General features: G+C 74.2%; 15 protein-coding genes. 8 read left to right on the forward strand and 7 right to left on the reverse strand.

Translation table 11 applies throughout. The features are described 5' to 3' along the window. Nucleotides 1–2 precede the first annotated feature (2 nt). From fliD to IR158_RS15755, 3 genes are all read right to left on the reverse strand, one after another. Nucleotides 3–1,400 (reverse strand): flagellar filament capping protein FliD, encoded by a 1,398-nt coding sequence (fliD, locus tag IR158_RS15745; protein WP_291814434.1) that lies wholly within the window; start codon nt 1,398–1,400, stop codon nt 3–5. Between the two features lie 119 nt (nt 1,401–1,519). Then, on the reverse strand, nt 1,520–2,692 hold the full coding sequence (locus IR158_RS15750) for a flagellin (protein WP_291814435.1): 1,173 nt from the start codon (nt 2,690–2,692) through the stop codon (nt 1,520–1,522). Nucleotides 2,693–2,796: 104 nt separating this feature from the next. Continuing rightward, nucleotides 2,797–3,669, reverse strand: coding sequence for a sigma-70 family RNA polymerase sigma factor (locus tag IR158_RS15755; RefSeq protein WP_291814436.1), 873 nt, complete (start codon nt 3,667–3,669; stop codon nt 2,797–2,799). Nucleotides 3,670–4,016: 347 nt separating this feature from the next. Between IR158_RS15755 and flgN the strand changes: the two genes are divergently transcribed. The 5 genes from flgN (at nt 4,017) to IR158_RS15780 (ending at nt 8,568) form a co-directional block, all read left to right on the forward strand. After that, the gene (gene flgN, locus IR158_RS15760) at nt 4,017–4,514 is read left to right on the forward strand and encodes a flagellar export chaperone FlgN (RefSeq protein WP_291814437.1); all 498 of its coding nucleotides are present in this window, start codon (nt 4,017–4,019) and stop codon (nt 4,512–4,514) included. Between the two features lie 14 nt (nt 4,515–4,528). Further along, nucleotides 4,529–5,941 (forward strand): flagellar hook-associated protein FlgK, encoded by a 1,413-nt coding sequence (gene flgK, locus IR158_RS15765; RefSeq protein ID WP_291814438.1) that lies wholly within the window; start codon nt 4,529–4,531, stop codon nt 5,939–5,941. A gap of 5 nt (nt 5,942–5,946) precedes the next feature. Next, nucleotides 5,947–6,849 carry a flagellar hook-associated protein FlgL gene (gene flgL, locus IR158_RS15770; protein ID WP_291814439.1) on the forward strand — a complete coding sequence of 301 codons (903 nt, stop codon included), beginning with the start codon at nt 5,947–5,949 and terminating at the stop codon, nt 6,847–6,849. Continuing rightward, complete coding sequence (locus tag IR158_RS15775) at nt 6,846–7,277, forward strand: flagellar assembly protein FliW (protein WP_291814440.1); 432 nt, start codon at nt 6,846–6,848, stop codon at nt 7,275–7,277. Before flgL ends, IR158_RS15775 begins: the two co-directional genes overlap by 4 nt. Nucleotides 7,278–7,362: 85 nt before the next feature. Continuing rightward, nucleotides 7,363–8,568, forward strand: a complete 1,206-nt coding sequence (locus tag IR158_RS15780) for an EAL and HDOD domain-containing protein (protein ID WP_291814441.1) — start codon at nt 7,363–7,365, stop codon at nt 8,566–8,568. 109 nt (nt 8,569–8,677) lie between these two features. Here IR158_RS15780 and groL read toward each other — a convergent pair whose 3' ends face one another. Further along, complete coding sequence (gene groL, locus IR158_RS15785) at nt 8,678–10,306, reverse strand: chaperonin GroEL (protein WP_291814442.1); 1,629 nt, start codon at nt 10,304–10,306, stop codon at nt 8,678–8,680. A gap of 228 nt (nt 10,307–10,534) precedes the next feature. Here groL and IR158_RS15790 point away from each other — a divergent pair, with 228 nt between their 5' ends. Then, on the forward strand, nt 10,535–11,998 hold the full coding sequence (locus IR158_RS15790; RefSeq protein ID WP_291814443.1) for a glycoside hydrolase family 15: 1,464 nt from the start codon (nt 10,535–10,537) through the stop codon (nt 11,996–11,998). A gap of 51 nt (nt 11,999–12,049) precedes the next feature. Here the strand turns inward: IR158_RS15790 and IR158_RS15795 are convergent, their stop codons facing one another. Continuing rightward, nucleotides 12,050–12,661 carry a LytR C-terminal domain-containing protein gene (locus tag IR158_RS15795; RefSeq protein ID WP_291814444.1) on the reverse strand — a complete coding sequence of 204 codons (612 nt, stop codon included), beginning with the start codon at nt 12,659–12,661 and terminating at the stop codon, nt 12,050–12,052. Nucleotides 12,662–12,760: 99 nt separating this feature from the next. Further along, complete coding sequence (locus tag IR158_RS15800; RefSeq protein ID WP_291814445.1) at nt 12,761–13,081, reverse strand: DUF3263 domain-containing protein; 321 nt, start codon at nt 13,079–13,081, stop codon at nt 12,761–12,763. A gap of 146 nt (nt 13,082–13,227) precedes the next feature. Here IR158_RS15800 and IR158_RS15805 point away from each other — a divergent pair, with 146 nt between their 5' ends. Next, nucleotides 13,228–13,902 carry a uracil-DNA glycosylase gene (locus tag IR158_RS15805; RefSeq protein WP_291814446.1) on the forward strand — a complete coding sequence of 225 codons (675 nt, stop codon included), beginning with the start codon at nt 13,228–13,230 and terminating at the stop codon, nt 13,900–13,902. Nucleotides 13,903–13,954: 52 nt separating this feature from the next. Next, nucleotides 13,955–14,797 carry an SGNH/GDSL hydrolase family protein gene (locus IR158_RS15810; RefSeq protein WP_291814448.1) on the forward strand — a complete coding sequence of 281 codons (843 nt, stop codon included), beginning with the start codon at nt 13,955–13,957 and terminating at the stop codon, nt 14,795–14,797. Between the two features lie 30 nt (nt 14,798–14,827). Here the strand turns inward: IR158_RS15810 and IR158_RS15815 are convergent, their stop codons facing one another. Next, nucleotides 14,828–15,997 carry an ATP-binding protein gene (locus IR158_RS15815; RefSeq protein WP_291814450.1) on the reverse strand — a complete coding sequence of 390 codons (1,170 nt, stop codon included), beginning with the start codon at nt 15,995–15,997 and terminating at the stop codon, nt 14,828–14,830. Between the last annotated feature and the right edge of the window lie 3 nt (nt 15,998–16,000).

The following is a 16,000-nucleotide window of genomic DNA, read 5'->3' on the forward strand; positions in this document are numbered from 1 at the left end:
TGCTACTTCGTCGACTGCTGGTCCAGTGCCGCGATCTGGCTGGCGAGATAGCTCGACTGCGCGGACAGCCGCGACAGCGTCGTCTCGAGCGCCGCGTACTGCCGCTCGAGCGCGCTGCGGCGCATGGCGAGCCGGTCGTCCCAGCCGGACATGCGGTCGCCGAGGTCGCGCACCGTCGTCTGCTGGGCCTCGACCGCGAGCGTCAGCGTGCCGTCACCGCTGCGGGAGGCCACGGTCGCCATCTCCGCGAGGCGCGAGGCCACGCCGCTGACGACCGCCTGCACCTTGTCGGGGTCCTTCGCCAGGGCGGCGGCGAACGCCTGCTCGTCGAACGTGAACGTGCCGTCGCGGTTGATGACGATCCCGACGTCGGAGGGCGACGTCCCGTCCACGGGCATCGACGCCTCGGTCATGACCTGCTGCTGGAGCAGGCGGATGCGCGTGTCACCGGCGAAGAGCCCGCCGCTGACGACGGTGCGACCGTCCTCGTCCGTGCTCTCCTTCGACTTCGTGCGCGAGGCGATCTCCGAGAGCACGACGTTGACGTTGGCGACGAGGTCCGATGCGAGCTTCTGCAACGCGGCGTCGTCCGGGGCGACCGTCACCGTGAGGGGCTCGGCCCCAGGGGCCGTCACCGCCGTCACCGTGAGGTCGACGCCCGTCATGACGCCGTCGAAGGTGTTCGAGGACGACGTGAGCACCTGCTCGGCGCCCGACCCGGGGAACAGCGTGATAGCCGCGTCCGAGGCTGCCCGGATCGTCCGGAGGTCGACGGCCACGTCGCCGTCGGCTCCCGCGTAGGTGAGCGTGAAGGCGTTCTGGGTGCCGGTCTCGGTGCCGGTGAGCTGCAGGCGGTACGTGCTCTCACCGGTGGGCCGGCCCTGGTCGTCGAGCACGGGGAGCTTGACGGCGGTGGCGCGCACACCCGTCCCGGACGCGTTGAACGCGTCGACGAGGTCGGGCACGTCGGCGCTGCGCGCGGTGACGGTGACGGTCTCGCCACCCCTCGTCAGCGTGAAGGTCGCCCCGTCCCCGGCGTGGTCACCGGGCGCGGGGAGCGTGACGAGCGACGCCTGGGACTGCGCGACCGCGTCGACACGGAACGTCAGGGTGCCCGAGGTGGCGGTGCTGCCGACCGCGGTGGTGGCGCCCGGGGCGCTCACCCCGGCCTGGGTCACCGTGCCGGACACCGCCTGCCAGGACGCCGGCCTGGCGGCCGCGGTCGCGGCCTCCGCGAGCGAGGACACTCTCGTCGTGAGGGACTCCAGCGCGCTGGCGAGCGACTGCGCGGCCGCCTTCTTCGAGGCCAGCTGCCGCTGCGTGCCGGCCTCGAGGTAGATGAGGTTGTCGATGAGGTCGCCCGTCTTGATCCCGCTGACAAGCCCGTCGATCGTCGCCATCGAGGGTCCTCCTGGTGTCCGGTGCCGTGTGGCCGTGCGTGGAGCACGACCGGCGGTGGGCGGGGCGCCCACCGCCGGTCGCTGATGCTGGTCCGGTCACCTCGCGGTGACCGGGCAGGTCACTGCAGCAGCTGCAGGACGGACTGCGGCAGCGCCTTCGCCTGCGCGAGCATCGCGGTGCCCGCCTGCGAGAGGATCTGCGCCCGCGTGAACGCCACCATCTCCTCGGCCATGTCCGTGTCACGGATGCGGCTCTCCGACGCGGAGAGGTTCTCCACGGCGACGTTGAGGTTGTTGATGGTGTGGTCGAAGCGGTTCTGCACGGCACCGAGCTGCGAACGGACCTTCGAGACGGCCTCGATCGCGTTGTCGATCGCCGTGATGGCGCTCTGCGGGCCACCCGTGCCACCGACCGCGTCGGCACCGCCGGCGAGCGTGACGCCGGTGAGCCCCGTGACCGCGCCGTTGCCGGCCACACCGGCGGCGACGGCCTTGACGGTGACGTCGTAGTTCGCCGGGGTCGTGGCGTTGGCCGTGACGGTCACCGCGTAGTTGGCGCCGGCAGCGGTCTGCAGCGCGGTCTGGACGTCGGCGGCGGTCGGGGTGCCGGTGAGCGCCGTGCCGCCCTTCATGGTGTTGACGGCCGTCAGGGCGAGGTTCGTCTGGGTGGCGCTGGCCTGTGCGGCCGTCGTCCCCCCGGCGCTGTCCGCCGTCACGTCGATGCCCGTGAGGCCGAGGCCACCCGAGGACAGACCGCCCGTACCGGTGACACCGGTCGCGAGGCCGGCGAGGTCGGTGGTGGTGAGCCCGACCTTGATCTGGTTGTCGTCGCCCGTGTTGGCACCGACGTGGAAGACGCCCGAGTAGGTGCCGTCCAGGAGCTTCGCCCCGTTGAACTGCGTCGTCTTGGCGATGCGGTCGAGCTCGGTGCTCAGCTCGCCGATCTCGTCCTGGATGTTGGACTTCGCCGCGGCCGACAGACCACCGGTGTTGGCGGCCTGCACCGACAGGGTGCGCATACGCTGCAGGATCGAGTGCGTCTCGGTGAGCGCACCCTCCGCGGTCTGGACGACGGAGATGCCGTCCTGGGCGTTGCGGACGGCCTGCTTGGTGCCGCCGATCTGGGCGCGCAGGCCCTCGGAGATCGCCAGGCCGGCCGCGTCGTCGGCCGCGCGGTTGATCCGCAGACCGGACGAGAGCTTCTCGAGCGAGGACGACAGGTCACCCTGCGTCGCCGAGAGGTTGCGGTACGAGTTCATCGCCGCGATGTTCGTGTTGATGGAGAGACCCATGGTTCTCTTCCTCCTTGAGTCGGGTCAGGACAGCCCATCCGTGGGCACGACCTGCTCATCGGAGGCGCCGGCCCGCTCCTGAGGAGTTCGGTCCGGCGGCGTTCTCAGGCGGTGTGGACGCCGGTCTCCGAGGAGACCGGCCCGTGCTGCGTCGGCACGGCCGCCGAGGGCGCGGTGACGGCGCCGGCGAGCGCCGCCCGCGCCGCGATCGCCGCGTAGTACGCCTGCCGCCGCCGCTCGGCCACGCCGTCGGGCCGCGTGGGGGCGGCGACGAGGTCGGGGTCGAACGCGGTGTTCAGGCCGTCACGCATGAGGTTGAGCGCCTCGGTACGGAGCTGGCTGATGCGCGACTGCGTCACGCCGAGCTCGGCGGCGAGGTCCGCGATCGTGCCGTCGTGCAGGTACAGCCCTTCGACGACGACGCGCAGCCGCTCGGGCAGCTCGGCGACGGCGGCCCGCAGCCAGTGCGCGCGCTCCTGGGTGAGCACCTCCTCCTCAGGGGTGCGCGACGGGTCGCGCAGCGAGTCCGCGACAGAGCTCTCCGGCACGTCGAGGGAGAGCACACGCCGCTCGGCGTCGAGCCGGGCCGCGTCGACGGCCTGCGTGTCGACGCCCATGGCCTCGGCGAGCTCGGCCCTCGTCGGGGTCCGGCCGAGGGCCGCACGCAGCCGCTCCGCGGCGCACTCGAGCTCGCGTCCGCGCCGGCGGGCACCGCGGGTCGCCCAGTCCATCGAGCGCAGCTCGTCGAGGATCGCGCCCTTGATCCGCAGCGTCGCGTACCGCGCGAAGGGCACGTTCGTCGACGGGTCGTAGGCGCGGGCGGCGAGCACGAGAGCGAGCGCACCGGCGGACGCGAGCTCGTCGCGGGTGACGGTCGGGGGCACTCGGTGCAGCGCCTCGGTAACGTTGTAACCGACGAGGGGCAGGTGCTCGAGGACGAGGGCCTCAATGTCGGCCTCGGGAGGGGAAACGCTCACATCAATGCAGGTCGGCGGGTCACGGCCTCATTCTTGACCCCCAACGGGTAAGTGCATTGACCCGCGTCAGACGGACATTCCCCGCACGCACGTGCCGAACCGGTGCGAACCGGTTCAGCAGGCCGTCTCCGGGATGACCAGATTCGTGCAGAATGCAAGGAAGTCGCGGCACGCCGGTGTGATCAACGTCACTTGACCTGGACATATGCCCAGGTCGGCACGTCGCCGCAGGCGTGACGTGTGGGTGCTATCACCTAGGACCGGAGACCTGTGGGTCAGAAGCCGGCGCGGCCGGCCGATAGGCAGTGGAGGCACCACGAAGGGTGCCTCCGGGAGGAGCGTGAGCAGTGAGCACGAGAGCAGTCCTCGAGCGGCTGTCCGAGGTGCTGTGGCGCGAGCGCCACCTCCTCGAGCTGCTGCTGTTCAAGCTGGAGGAGGAGCAGCTCGTCCTCACCTCCGGGCGCACCCGCTGGCTCGGCCACGCCACTCGCGAGGTCGAGGCGGTGCTCGACGAGATCCGCACGGCCGAGCTCGGGCGCGCCGTCGAGGCGGACGCCGCCGCGCAGGCCCTCGGGCTCGAGCCCGGCGCGAGCCTCGCCGAGCTCGCCGCGCACGCGCCCGCCCCGTGGGACGAGCTGCTGCGCACCCACCGCGACGCGTTCGCGTCCCTCACCGCCGAGATCTCCGCGCTCGCCGACGGCAACCGCGAGCTGCTCGCGGTCTCGCACCGTGCCGCGCAGGAGACACTCATGTCCCTCCGGGACACCGTCCAGACGTACGACGGCTCCGGTCAGCGGAGCAACGTCGCCGTCCCGGACGCCCAGCTCGTCGACCGGTCCATCTAGGGAGCACCAACCACGTGAGCACCTTCTCCGGCCTCGGCACGGCCCTGAGCTCGCTCGTCGCGCAGCGTCAGGCGCTCGACGTGTCCGCCCAGAACGTCGCCAACGCGAACACCGTCGGTTACACGCGCCAGCGCGCCTCGCTCGTCGCGGTGCCCGGCCAGACGCTCCCGGCGATGTTCGCCACGGGCGACGGCATCGGCAACGGCGTGCGCGCCGCGACCGTCGACCGCCTCGGTGACGTCTTCCTCGACGCCAAGGTCCGCGCCGCGAGCTCGAACGCCTCGTTCCTCACCGCCCGCGCCGACGCGCTGGCCACGCTCGAGAAGAGCCTCGGCGAGCCCTCAGAGACGGGCCTCGCCGCCCAGCTCGCGGACTTCTGGGGCGGCTGGGCGGACGTCGCCAACGGCTCCGACCGCGACGCGGCCCGGGCCGTCCTGCTCGAGCGCGGCGTGGCCGTCGCCACGGCGGTGCAGACCCGCTACAGCGACGTGCAGACGCAGTGGCAGCAGGCACGTGGCACCGCCGTCGCGCTCGTCGACCGCGTCAACGCAGCCGCCGCGTCGATCGCCGACCTCAACGAGAAGATCCTGGCCATCGAGAACTCGGGCGGCACCGCCCACGAGCTGTCCGACCAGCGCGACCTGCTCGTCACCGAGCTCTCGGGCCTCGTCGGGGCGTCGATGCGGACCCGGGACAACGGGCAGGTCGACGTGCTCGTCGGCGGCAACGCGCTCGTCTCCGGCACGCACGTGAGCACGCTCGAGCTCGGCGGGCCCGCCGCGTTCTCGCAGGCCATGGCCGGGCAGTCCGTGACCGTCGTGTGGGCCGACGGCGCGGGGCACCGCGCCGAGCTCGGCGGCGGCCGCATCGCCGGCCTCGTCTCCGTCCTCGCGCCCGCGGGCGACGGCGGCCTGCTCACCGGCGCGGGCGCGCGGCTCGACGGTCTCGCCCGCTCGCTCGCGGACGCGGTCAACGACGTCCACGCCCAGGGCGTCACCCGCGACGGCACCCCCGGTGGGCCCTTCTTCACGCAGGACCCGGCGGGAGCGCTCGACCTGCGGGTCGTCCTCACCGACCCCGCCTCGGTCGCCGCAGCCGCCCCGGGCACGGGCGCGCTCGACGGGTCGGTCGCGGCGCGGGTCGCCGCGATCGGGTCGACGTCGGAGGGCCCGGACGCGACGTGGCGCTCGATCGTCACCGACCTCGGCGTCCAGGCCGCTGCGGCGACCTCGCGGGCCACGGTCTCGCAGAAGGCGCTGCAGTCCGTGTCGCTGCAGCAGCTCGCGAACGCGGGCGTCGACCTCGACGAGGAGTCGGTGAGCATGCTCGCGCACCAGCGTGCGTACGAGGGTGCCGCACGAGTCCTCACCGTGATCGACGAGATGCTCGACACGCTCATCAACCGCACCGGCATCGTCGGGAGGTGACCGGAATGGTCGCTCGCATCACTCATGGCACGATCCAGCGCTCCACGCTGGCCAACCTCCAGACCAACCTCACGGCCGTCGCGCGCCTCCAGGCCCAGATGTCCAGCGGCACGAAGATCTCGGTGCCCTCGGACGACCCGGCCGGCGCGCACGACGTGCTCCGGCTGCGTGCCGACCAGCGCACCGCGGTGCAGCACAAGCGCAACACCGACGACGGCGACGCGTGGCTCACCACCATCGACACAGCCCTCCAGGCCTCGCTCGCCATCGTGCGCCGGTCGCGCGACCTCGCGGTCCGCGCCGGTGCGCAGGGCTCGCTCGGCCCGGACTCCCGCGAGGCGCTGGCCGCCGAGGTGGAGGCCCGTCGCGACGAGCTGCTCCAGCAGGCCAACTCGACGTACTCGGGCCGGCACGTCTTCGCCGGGACGAGCGCAGACGCCGCGTTCGCCGTCGACACCTCGACGCCGACGCGCACCTACGTGTGGTCCGGCACCCCCGCCGCCACGGTGACCCGCGAGGTCGGGCCGGGCACGAACGTCCGGGTCGACGCCGACGGCTCGGCGGTCTTCGGTGTCGGGGGCGCGTCGGTCTTCGCGGCGCTCGACCGGCTCGCCGCCGACATCCGCGCCGGCGCCGACATCTCCCCGTCCATCGACGCGATCGACGCCCACATGTCGAGCATGCTCCGGGAGGTGGCCGCCGTCGGTGCCCGCCACAACCAGGTGCTCGGCGCCAAGGACGTCCTCGCCGAGCGCGACATCACGCTGCGGACGCAGGTCTCGGCCCTCATCGACGTCGACCTCGCCGCGATCATCGTCGAGATCCAGTCCCAGGAGCTCGCCTACCGCGGCGCCCTCGGGGCGGCGTCGAAGGTGCTCGCGCCCTCGCTCATGGACTTCCTGCGATGAGCACCGCGGGCGTGACCGTCGCCACGCCGGACGGGCCGCGCGCGCTGCCGGCCGTGCTGCGCACCGCCCGGCCGCTGCCCGGCCTGCCGGAGCACGAGGAGTTCACGCTCGCACCGCTCGACGGCTCGGGGGCGGTCCTCACCCTCACCTCGACGCCGGGTCGAGCGCGGCCGGTCCGGTTGTTCGTCGTCGCGCCGCACACGTTCTTCCCGTCCTACGCGCCCGAGGTGCCCGCCGACACCCGCGCGACGCTCGGCCTGGCCGAGGGCGAGAGCCCCGTGCTGCTCGCCGTCGTCCACCCCGCCGGCGTCGACCGCGAGGTGCCGTCGGCGAACCTGCTGGCGCCGCTCGTCGTCCACCCTGCCGACGGCCGGGTGGTCCAGGCCGTGCTCGACGGGGACCTGCCGTTGCGCGCACCGCTCGGCTGAGGGCGCCGCAGGGTGCAGCGGCTCAGGTCGGCACCGGGCCGGCCGATGGTGTGGGGGTGAGACCAGCCCCGTCGCAGGAGGTCGCGTGAGCATCCCGTCCACCCCCGTCCGCACCGGTGTGACGATCCAGCGGCAGCCCGTCCTGCACCCCGACCGCAGCGTCTTCGCCTACGCGGTGCGCGGCGTCGTCCCGGACGTCGACGGCCGCCCGATGCCCGAGGGCTCGGTCGAGCACATGGTCGACGCGATGTTCCGCACCATCGACCTGGAGACGCTCGCCGGCGAGCGCCCGCTCGTCGTGCGACTCACCCGCGGCCTGCTCGCCTCCCCCGGCGAGCTGCTCCACCTGCCACGCGGCGTCGTCCTCGAGGTCCCGCCGCACGTGCTCGCGGACCCGACGGCGCTCGACCGCCTGCGCGCCATGGTCGACGACGAGCAGCGCCTGGCCCTCGCGGACTACGTCGGCCGGCCGGACCAGGACGCGGCGCTGCCGCTCGTCCAGATGGTCAAGGTCGACGCCGCGTGCGACCGCAGGCTCCTCGACGTGCGCGTCGCGCGGGCGTCGTCACGCGGTGCCGTCGTCGTCGCCGAGAACGCCACGACGCCGGCCCGCGTCGACGCCGCCCTCGAGGCCGGTGCCGAGCTGCTCCAGGGGCCGCTCGTCATCGACCGCCGCCATGAGCCCGAGCGCGCGATGAGCGTCGGCGAGATCCAGTGCGTCGAGCTCATCCGCCTCGTCTCCGGCCCGAACCCCGACCCGGCCGCGTGCGCCGACACCATCTCGCGCGACCCGGAGCTCTCCATCCGCGTGCTCCACCTCGTCAACTCCTCGGCGATGGGCGTGCGGCACAAGGTGGACTCGGTGCAGCGCGCCGTCGTGCTGCTCGGCCCGCGCCCGCTCGGGGCGCTGGCGACCGCGGCGATCATCGGCTCGACGCCCGCGACGATGGAGACCCTCTGGTACCTGCTCACGCGTGCCACGGCCTGCGGCACGATCGTGGGCGACGACGTCGCCTACACCGTCGGCCTGCTGTCCTCGGTCGCGGCGCGGCTCCAGCTCCCCCCGGCGACGATCGTCTCCCGCTCCGGGGTCTCGGCCGAGGTGGCCGACGCCCTCGAGCGCGGCACCGGCCGCTACGGCCCGGTGCTGCGTGCCGTCCTCGCCCAGGAGCGCAACGACAGCGAGGGCGTCGCCGCGGCCGGGTTCGACCCGCGCGACGTCGCCCGCGCCTACCTCGACGCGGTCGCCACCGCGCTGTCCGTCGCGAGCCGCATCGCCGCGACCGGCTGACCGCCCGGCGGGCCGACCGCACGGGCCCCCGAGCAGCCCCGGACGCGCCGAGGGCCGGCCACCCCTGCGGGTGACCGGCCCTCGTGCCGTTCAGGTGGTGCTCAGCGACTCAGAAACCGCCGCCGAAGTCCTCGCCACCGCCGCCGCCGCCGGCCGGGGCCGACTTCTCCGGCTTGTCGGCCACGACGGCCTCCGTGGTGAGGAACAGCGCCGCGATGGACGCGGCGTTCTGCAGCGCGGAGCGCGTGACCTTGACCGGGTCGTTGACGCCCGCGGCCAGCAGGTCCTCGTACACGCCGGTCGCGGCGTTGAGGCCGTGCCCGGCGGGGAGGTTGCGGACCTTCTCCGCCACGACGCCGCCCTCGAGGCCGGCGTTGATGGCGATCTGCTTGAGCGGGGCCTCGATCGCGTACTTCACGATGTTGGCACCGGTCGCCTCGTCACCCTCGAGCTCGAGCTTCTCGAACGCGACCTTGCCGGCCTGGATGAGCGCCACGCCACCACCGGCGACGATGCCCTCCTCGACGGCCGCCTTGGCGTTGCGCACGGCGTCCTCGATGCGGTGCTTGCGCTCCTTGAGCTCGACCTCGGTGGCCGCGCCCGCCTTGATGACGGCGACGCCACCGGCGAGCTTCGCGAGACGCTCCTGGAGCTTCTCGCGGTCGTAGTCCGAGTCCGAGTTCTCGATCTCGGCACGGATCTGGTTGACGCGGCCCGCGATCAGCGAGGCCTCGCCACCACCCTCGACGATGGTCGTCTCGTCCTTCGTGACGACGACCTTGCGCGCGGTGCCGAGCACCTCGAGGCCGACCGAGTCCAGCTTCAGACCGACGGTCTCGGAGACGACCTGGCCACCGGTGAGGACGGCCATGTCCTGCAGCATCGCCTTGCGGCGGTCGCCGAAGCCCGGCGCCTTGACGGCGATGGACTTGAAGATGCCGCGGATGCGGTTGACGACGAGCGTCGCCAGCGCCTCGGACTCGACGTCCTCGGCCACGATGAGCAGCGGCTTGCCGGCCTGGATGACCTTCTCCAGCAGCGGCAGCAGGTCCTTGACGTTCGAGACCTTGGACTCGACGAGCAGGACGTACGCGTCCTCCAGGACGGCCTCCTGGCGCTCCGGGTCCGTCACGAAGTACGCCGACAGGAAGCCCTTGTCGAAGCGCATGCCCTCGGTGAGCTCGAGCTCGAGGCCCAGGGCGCTCGACTCCTCGACGGTGATGACGCCCTCCTTGCCCACCTTGTCGAGGGCCTCGGCGATGAGCTCGCCGATCGCGGGGTCACCGGCGGAGATGGCGGCGGTGGCCGCGATCTCCTCCTTGGTCTCGATCTCCTTGGCCTGGGCCAGGAGCTGCGCCGTGACGGCCTCGACGGCCTTCTCGATGCCCTTCTTCAGGGCGATCGGGTTGGCACCCGCGGCGACGTTGCGCAGACCCTCGCGCACGAGCGCCTGGGCCAGCACGGTGGCGGTGGTGGTGCCGTCACCGGCGACGTCGTCCGTCTTCTTGGCGACCTCCTTGACGAGCTCGGCGCCGATGCGCTCGAACGGCTCCTCGAGGTCGATCTCCTTGGCGATGGAGACGCCGTCGTTGGTGATCGTCGGCGCGCCCCACTTCTTGTCGAGCACGACGTTGCGGCCCTTCGGGCCCAGGGTGACCTTGACGGTGTCGGCGAGGACGTTGAGCCCACGCTCCATGCTCCGTCGGGCCTCCTCGTCGAAGGCGATGATCTTGGCCATGGGGCTGTGATCCTTCTTCCAGTTCGTGGGTGGCCGGTCGGTGCCCGCGACGGACGGACCGCCGCGCGCGCTCACGTCCCGCTCGCGACGACCCTCACCTGACGGCCGGGTGTTCTGTCACTCTCCACCGGAGAGTGCTAAGTCCAATGGTTAGCACTCGACCCCCTCGAGTGCAAGCAGCAGACGTGTCAGCCCCTTCGCCGAGCGCGAACCCCTAAGGTGCTCGTTGTGCTCGACACGGTGGTCGTGAGCCGCGCCCTGCGCACCCGCGCCGGCGCGGTCACCCTGCTGGGCGGCCTGCTGCTGATCACGAGCACGGCGGGCGGGACCCCCGGCGCCGCGCCGGGCACGGACCCGGTCGACATCGCCGTCGGAGCCGGAGCGGCCGCGGGCGTCGGGCGGGGGGTGGGCGCCCTGGCCGACGCGCAGATCCCGCTGTACCAGCAGGCCGTGTCGGTCCTGCCGGACGGCGCGCGCGACGCCGTGCCGTCGGACGCCCTCGCGGTCTACCTGCCCGGCACGCGCGTCCCGGACCCCGCGGCCGCGGTGCTCGCGGGCGCGGTCGGCGCGACACCGACCACGACCGTCGTCGTCGGGCCGCGCGCCGCCGCGTCCGCGGCCGCCGAGCAGCACGCGTGGCTCGCCGCCGGTCAGGTCCCCGGGGCGGGGGGACCGCACGAGGACCTCGCGCGTGCCGCCCTGCTCGACCTGCACTCGCTGACGGTCGCGGACGGGGTCGTCGTCGCCGGCTGGTCCCCGCGATGGCGCTACGTGTGGCCCCGCGACTCGGCCTTCGTCGCCGTCGCGCTGGCACGTACGGGCCACGTCGACGACGCGCTCGCCGTGCTGGACTTCCTCGCCGGCGTCCAGGCGCCCGACGGGTCGTTCCACGCGCGGTACCTGCCCGACGGCTCCGGCCCGCCCGACGACCGCGGCCTGCAGACGGACGGCACGGGGTGGGCGATGTGGGCGGCGGGCCTCGTCCTCGCCGAGGTCGACGACGCGGACCGGGTCGCCCAGGCGCAGCGCCTGGCGCCGCTCGTCGAGCGGTCGGCCGGACGTGCCCTGAGCCTCGTCGCAGGCGGTCTGCCGCCCGCGTCACCGGACTACTGGGAGGTCGCCGAGGGCGAGGTGACGCTCGGCACGGCCGCACCCCTGGTGGCCGGGCTGGAGCAGGCGGCGGTCGTGCTCGACGCCGCCGGCCTGCCCGGTCGCGCGGCGGCGGCCGCGACCGGTGCCGCCCGCGCACGCCAGGCCGTCGTCGACGCGTTCGGCCCCACCGGCTACGGCCGGTACGCGACCCGCACGGTGCCGGACGCCGCGAGCGCGTTCGTCCTCGCCCCGTTCTGGGCGCAGCCGCCGCCCGGCGCGGGCGCCGCGTGGCAGGCCTCCGTGCCCTCCATGCTCCGGCCGGCCCAGGGGCTGGCTCCGGGGGGCGGCTGGCGCCGCGACGGGGTGTCGTGGACGCCGCAGACGACGCTGTACGCCTGGGTGGCCGCCGAGCAGGGCGACCCCGCCGGGGCGGCGCACTGGTTGGGCGTCGTCGAGCGGCACCGGACGCCGTCCGGTGCGATCCCCGAGAAGCTGCTGGCGGACGGCGCACCCGCCGCGGTCGCACCGCTCGGGTGGAGCGCGGCGTGCGTGCTCCTCGCGATCGACGCCCTCGACACCGCGCGCTCGTCGCCGACGTGACGCCCGGGCCGGCGCGGTGCGCGTCGACCGGTCGGTGCGTGGGACCGCCGGTCAGGCGTCGGGGTCGCTGACCAGCACCACGGTGATCCCGCCGCCGGCCTGCTGGGGTGAGACCTCGATCGTCGGGACCCCGACGGTGGTGGCCACCAGCTCAGCGGTCGGGCGCAGGTCCTCCGACGTGACGAAGACGGTGGACACGGCCGGGACGGTACCGGTCGCGTTGTCCGGGAAGACGGCGGTGAAGCCCGCGCCCTCGAGCTCGTCCGCCACACGGCCTGCGAGCCCGGAGACGCGCGCGCCGTTGAGCACGGAGACCGGCGTCGCGAGGTCCGGCGCGGGCGGCGGGGGCTCCTCCGTCGCGGGCACCTCGGGCTCGGTGTCGGCCGGGGGCTCCTCGCCCGGGTCCTCGCCCGCGGCCGCGTCGTCGGGCGGCACCGCCGGCGCCTCCTCGCCCTGGGACGAGCCGCCCGCCAGCGGCAGGTCACCGGTGCGCGACAGGTACGCGACGGCACCGTAGGCCAGCACGGGCACCACCAGGAGCACGACCAGGAACGGCCACCACCGACTCCAGGCGGACCGGGGCGCACGGTGGACACCGGTCGGCGCGTCGGGCGAGATCGCGTCGAACTCGTCCTCGGGGTAGGGGTAGTCGGCCTTGCTCACGGCCGCAAGGCTAACCGCTCGCCGCGACGGGCAGGTCGCGCCCCGCCGCCGGGCCGCCGACCAGCCAGGAGCGACCTGGACGTACCCGGCACCCGGTCCTCAGGCCTCGGCGCCCAGCCGGCGCGCGGTACGGGCCCGCTGGCGCGACGACCGCATGCGGCGCAGCCGCTTGACGAGCATCGGGTCGTGCGCGAGCGCGGCCGGGTCGTCGATGAGCGCGTTGAGGAGCTGGTAGTACCGGGTGGCGGACATGTCGAACAGCTCGCGGACGGCCTGCTCCTTGGCGCCTGCGTACTTCCACCACTGCCGCTCGAACGCGAGGACCTCCCGGTCGCGCGGGCTCAGCCCGTCGCTCCCGCGCTCGTCGTCGCGCAGGTCGTCCCCGACCACGTGGGTCGCCGTGCCGGCTGTGCCGTCCATGGCTCTCCTCCTCGCGGGTCGTGCCGTGGGTGCTCCGCCCGGCATCGTACGCGGCGAACGACACGGGTGTCATTCGCACGCGCGGGTGGTGCCGTGGTCCGCCGACCCGGCGACGTCGGGGCCGTGGGGCGGTAGCCTGCGTCGCCGTGAACGCACCCCTGGAGGACCTGGTCGCACCGGACTGGGCGCACGCGCTGGCGCCCGCCGAGCCGGCGCTGCGTGCCGCCGGGCAGTTCCTGCGCGACGAGGTCGCCGCCGGGCGGGAGTACCTGCCCGCGGCGGACGCGGTCCTGCGCGCGTTCCACCGCCCGCTCGCGGACGTCCGCGTGCTGGTCGTCGGACAGGACCCGTACCCCACGCCCGGGCACCCGATGGGCCTGTCGTTCGCGGTCCAGGCGGACGTGCGGCCCCTGCCCCGCTCGCTCGACAACGTCTTCCGCGAGCTGGTGGCCGACGTGGGGGTCCCCCGTCCGACGACCGGGGACCTCACGCCGTGGGCGGACCAGGGCGTCATGCTGCTCAACAGGGTGCTCACGGTGCGCCCCGGTGCGCCCGCGTCCCACCGCCGCAGGGGCTGGGAGCAGGTGACCGACCGTGCGATCGCCGCGCTCGTCGAGCGCGGCGGGCCGCTCGTGGCCGTGCTGTGGGGCCGCGACGCGCAGTCGCTGCGGCCGGCCCTGCGCGACGTGCCGGTCGTGGCGAGCGCGCACCCCAGCCCGCTGTCGGCGTCGCGCGGCTTCTTCGGCTCCCGGCCGTTCTCCCGGGTCGACGCGCTGCTGCGCGAGCAGGGTGCCGACCCCGTGGACTGGCGCCTGCCGTGACCCACGGGCGGACACCGGCCCGCGGCGGTCCCGTTCGTCGCATGATGGGGGGATGACGTCGCACGAGGGGTCCCGTCCTACGACCGCCGGCGCTCCCCTTCCTGCCGGTCCGCCGCGCTGGACCCGCTACGTCGCCTGCGGCGACTCGTTCTCCGAAGGGTTGTGGGACGCGCCCGACGGTCCGGACGCGCCGCTGCGCGGGTGGGCCGACCTGCTCGCGTCCCACCTGTCGCGCCGCCGCACGGACGCCGGCTCCGAGCCCCTGCAGTACGCGAACCTCGCTGTCCGCGGCCGCCTCGTGCGGTCCATCCTCACCGACCAGGTGCCGGCAGCCCTCGAGCTCGAGCCCGACCTCGTCAGCATCGTCGGCGGCGGCAACGACATCCTGCGCCCGTCCGTCGACGTGGACACCGTGGCGGCCGACATCGAGCGGACCGTCGCTCAGGTGCGCTCGCGCGGCGTGGACGTGCTGCTGAGCACCGGCTTCGACACGCGGGACAGCCCGCTGGTGCGGGCGACGCGAGCTCGCGTGGGCGTCTTCAACGCGCACATCTGGTCGATCGCGCGGCGGAACGGCGCCTACGTCCTCGACCCCTGGGGCATGCGCAGCCTGCGGGACTGGCGCATGTGGTCCGACGACCGGATCCACCTGACCACCGACGGGCACGCGCGCGTCGCCCAGGGTGCGCTGGTCGCCCTCGGGCAGTCACCCGACCGCGCCGACTGGGACGACCCGCTCGCCCCCCTGCCGCCCGTCCCGCGGCTCGCCCGGGCCCGGCAGGACGCCCGCTGGCTGCGCGAGCACGCCTACCCGTGGGCGACGCGGCGACTGCGCCGACGGTCGTCCGGGGACCTGCTGAGCGCGAAGCGGCCACAGGCGCTCCCCGTGGAGTGAGCGACCCGCGGTGCCGGTGGGTCCGGCGCCTCAGTGGTCGTCCGCGAGGACCCCGAGCCGCATGGTGGCCTCCACCCGGGCACCCGTCGGGACGCGCGGCACGACACGCAGCGCACCACCCACGAGCCGCAGCCGCTGGTCCAGACGCGCCGTGCCCGACGCCGGGTCCGGCTCGGCGGGGGGCACGTACGGGTCGCCGTCGTTGGACACGACGATCCGCAGCTCGTCGGCCACCAGGTCGAGCTCCGCCTCGACGAGCGCGGGCGGTCCGTTCTTGAGCGCGTTGGACACCGCCTCCTCGACCACGCGCACCGCCAGCAGCCGCTCGGCGACCGTCAGGCCCACCGCGGACGGGTCGTCGACGGCCCGCAGCCCGTCACCCACCCGCAGCCGAGTCGCGATCGTCGCGGGCAACCGGCCCAGCAGGGCCCGGACCGCCGGCACCAGGCCCAGCTCGAGCCGGTCCGGGTACAGCAGCCGGCTCATCTGACGCACGTCCTGCTCGCGCGACTCCGCCAGCTCGGCGCGTACCAGCGCGATCTCCTCGGCGACCTCCGGCAGCACACCGGCGGCCCCCTGCTGGACCGCCGCGAGCCGCGCGTCCACCACCAGCAGCCGCTGCTGGACCGTGCCGTGCAGACCCTCGGCGACCTGCCGGCGCACCCGGATCTCCTCCGCCTCCAGCGCCTGCAGCGCGAGCTCGACGCTGACCGCCTGCCGCTCCACCGCGCGCGTGGTGACCCGCATCCGGCGACGCGAGACGAGGGCCCACACCCCGATGCCCGCGGAGACGAACGCGATGAACGCCCCGGTGGTGACCTCGGCCGCCAGCATCGGCTTGTCGTCCAGCGGGTGCACGCCCAGCACCACCTGCGCCGCGACCCGCAGCACGCCCATGAAGACGGCCGCCACCGCCGCGCGCCCGACGACCGCGACGACGCTCCGGGGGCGGTGGGCCCGCAGCACCGCCAACGCCGCGACCAGCCCCAGCACCGCGGTGCCGTTCGCCACCAGCCTGCGCCACAGGTCGACCTGCGCCCACTCGGGCACCAGCTCGGAGTAGATCCACTCGCTCTGGATCGAGGCACCCAGCGCGAAGCCGAGCGCGACGACCCCCGTGCCGCGCAGGAGCGTCAGACGGTCCGCCGCCTCGTCGTGCCGCCGCACGGCGGCGGGCGTCATGTCACGGTCGACCGCCATCGT

Origin of the sequence: Cellulomonas sp. (assembly GCF_015234515.1) — a bacterium.
Classification (GTDB): domain Bacteria; phylum Actinomycetota; class Actinomycetes; order Actinomycetales; family Cellulomonadaceae; genus Cellulomonas.

Coding starts and splice junctions, on each gene's coding strand:
- IR158_RS15810 (WP_291814448.1), top strand. CDS start 13,955: ATGACGTCGCACGAGGGGTCCCGTCCTACGACCGCCGGCGCTCCCCTT.
- flgL (WP_291814439.1), top strand. CDS start 5,947: ATGGTCGCTCGCATCACTCATGGCACGATCCAGCGCTCCACGCTGGCC.
- IR158_RS15815 (WP_291814450.1), bottom strand. CDS start 15,997: ATGGCGGTCGACCGTGACATGACGCCCGCCGCCGTGCGGCGGCACGAC.
- groL (WP_291814442.1), bottom strand. CDS start 10,306: ATGGCCAAGATCATCGCCTTCGACGAGGAGGCCCGACGGAGCATGGAG.
- IR158_RS15800 (WP_291814445.1), bottom strand. CDS start 13,081: ATGGACGGCACAGCCGGCACGGCGACCCACGTGGTCGGGGACGACCTG.
- fliD (WP_291814434.1), bottom strand. CDS start 1,400: ATGGCGACGATCGACGGGCTTGTCAGCGGGATCAAGACGGGCGACCTC.
- IR158_RS15775 (WP_291814440.1), top strand. CDS start 6,846: ATGAGCACCGCGGGCGTGACCGTCGCCACGCCGGACGGGCCGCGCGCG.
- IR158_RS15750 (WP_291814435.1), bottom strand. CDS start 2,692: ATGGGTCTCTCCATCAACACGAACATCGCGGCGATGAACTCGTACCGC.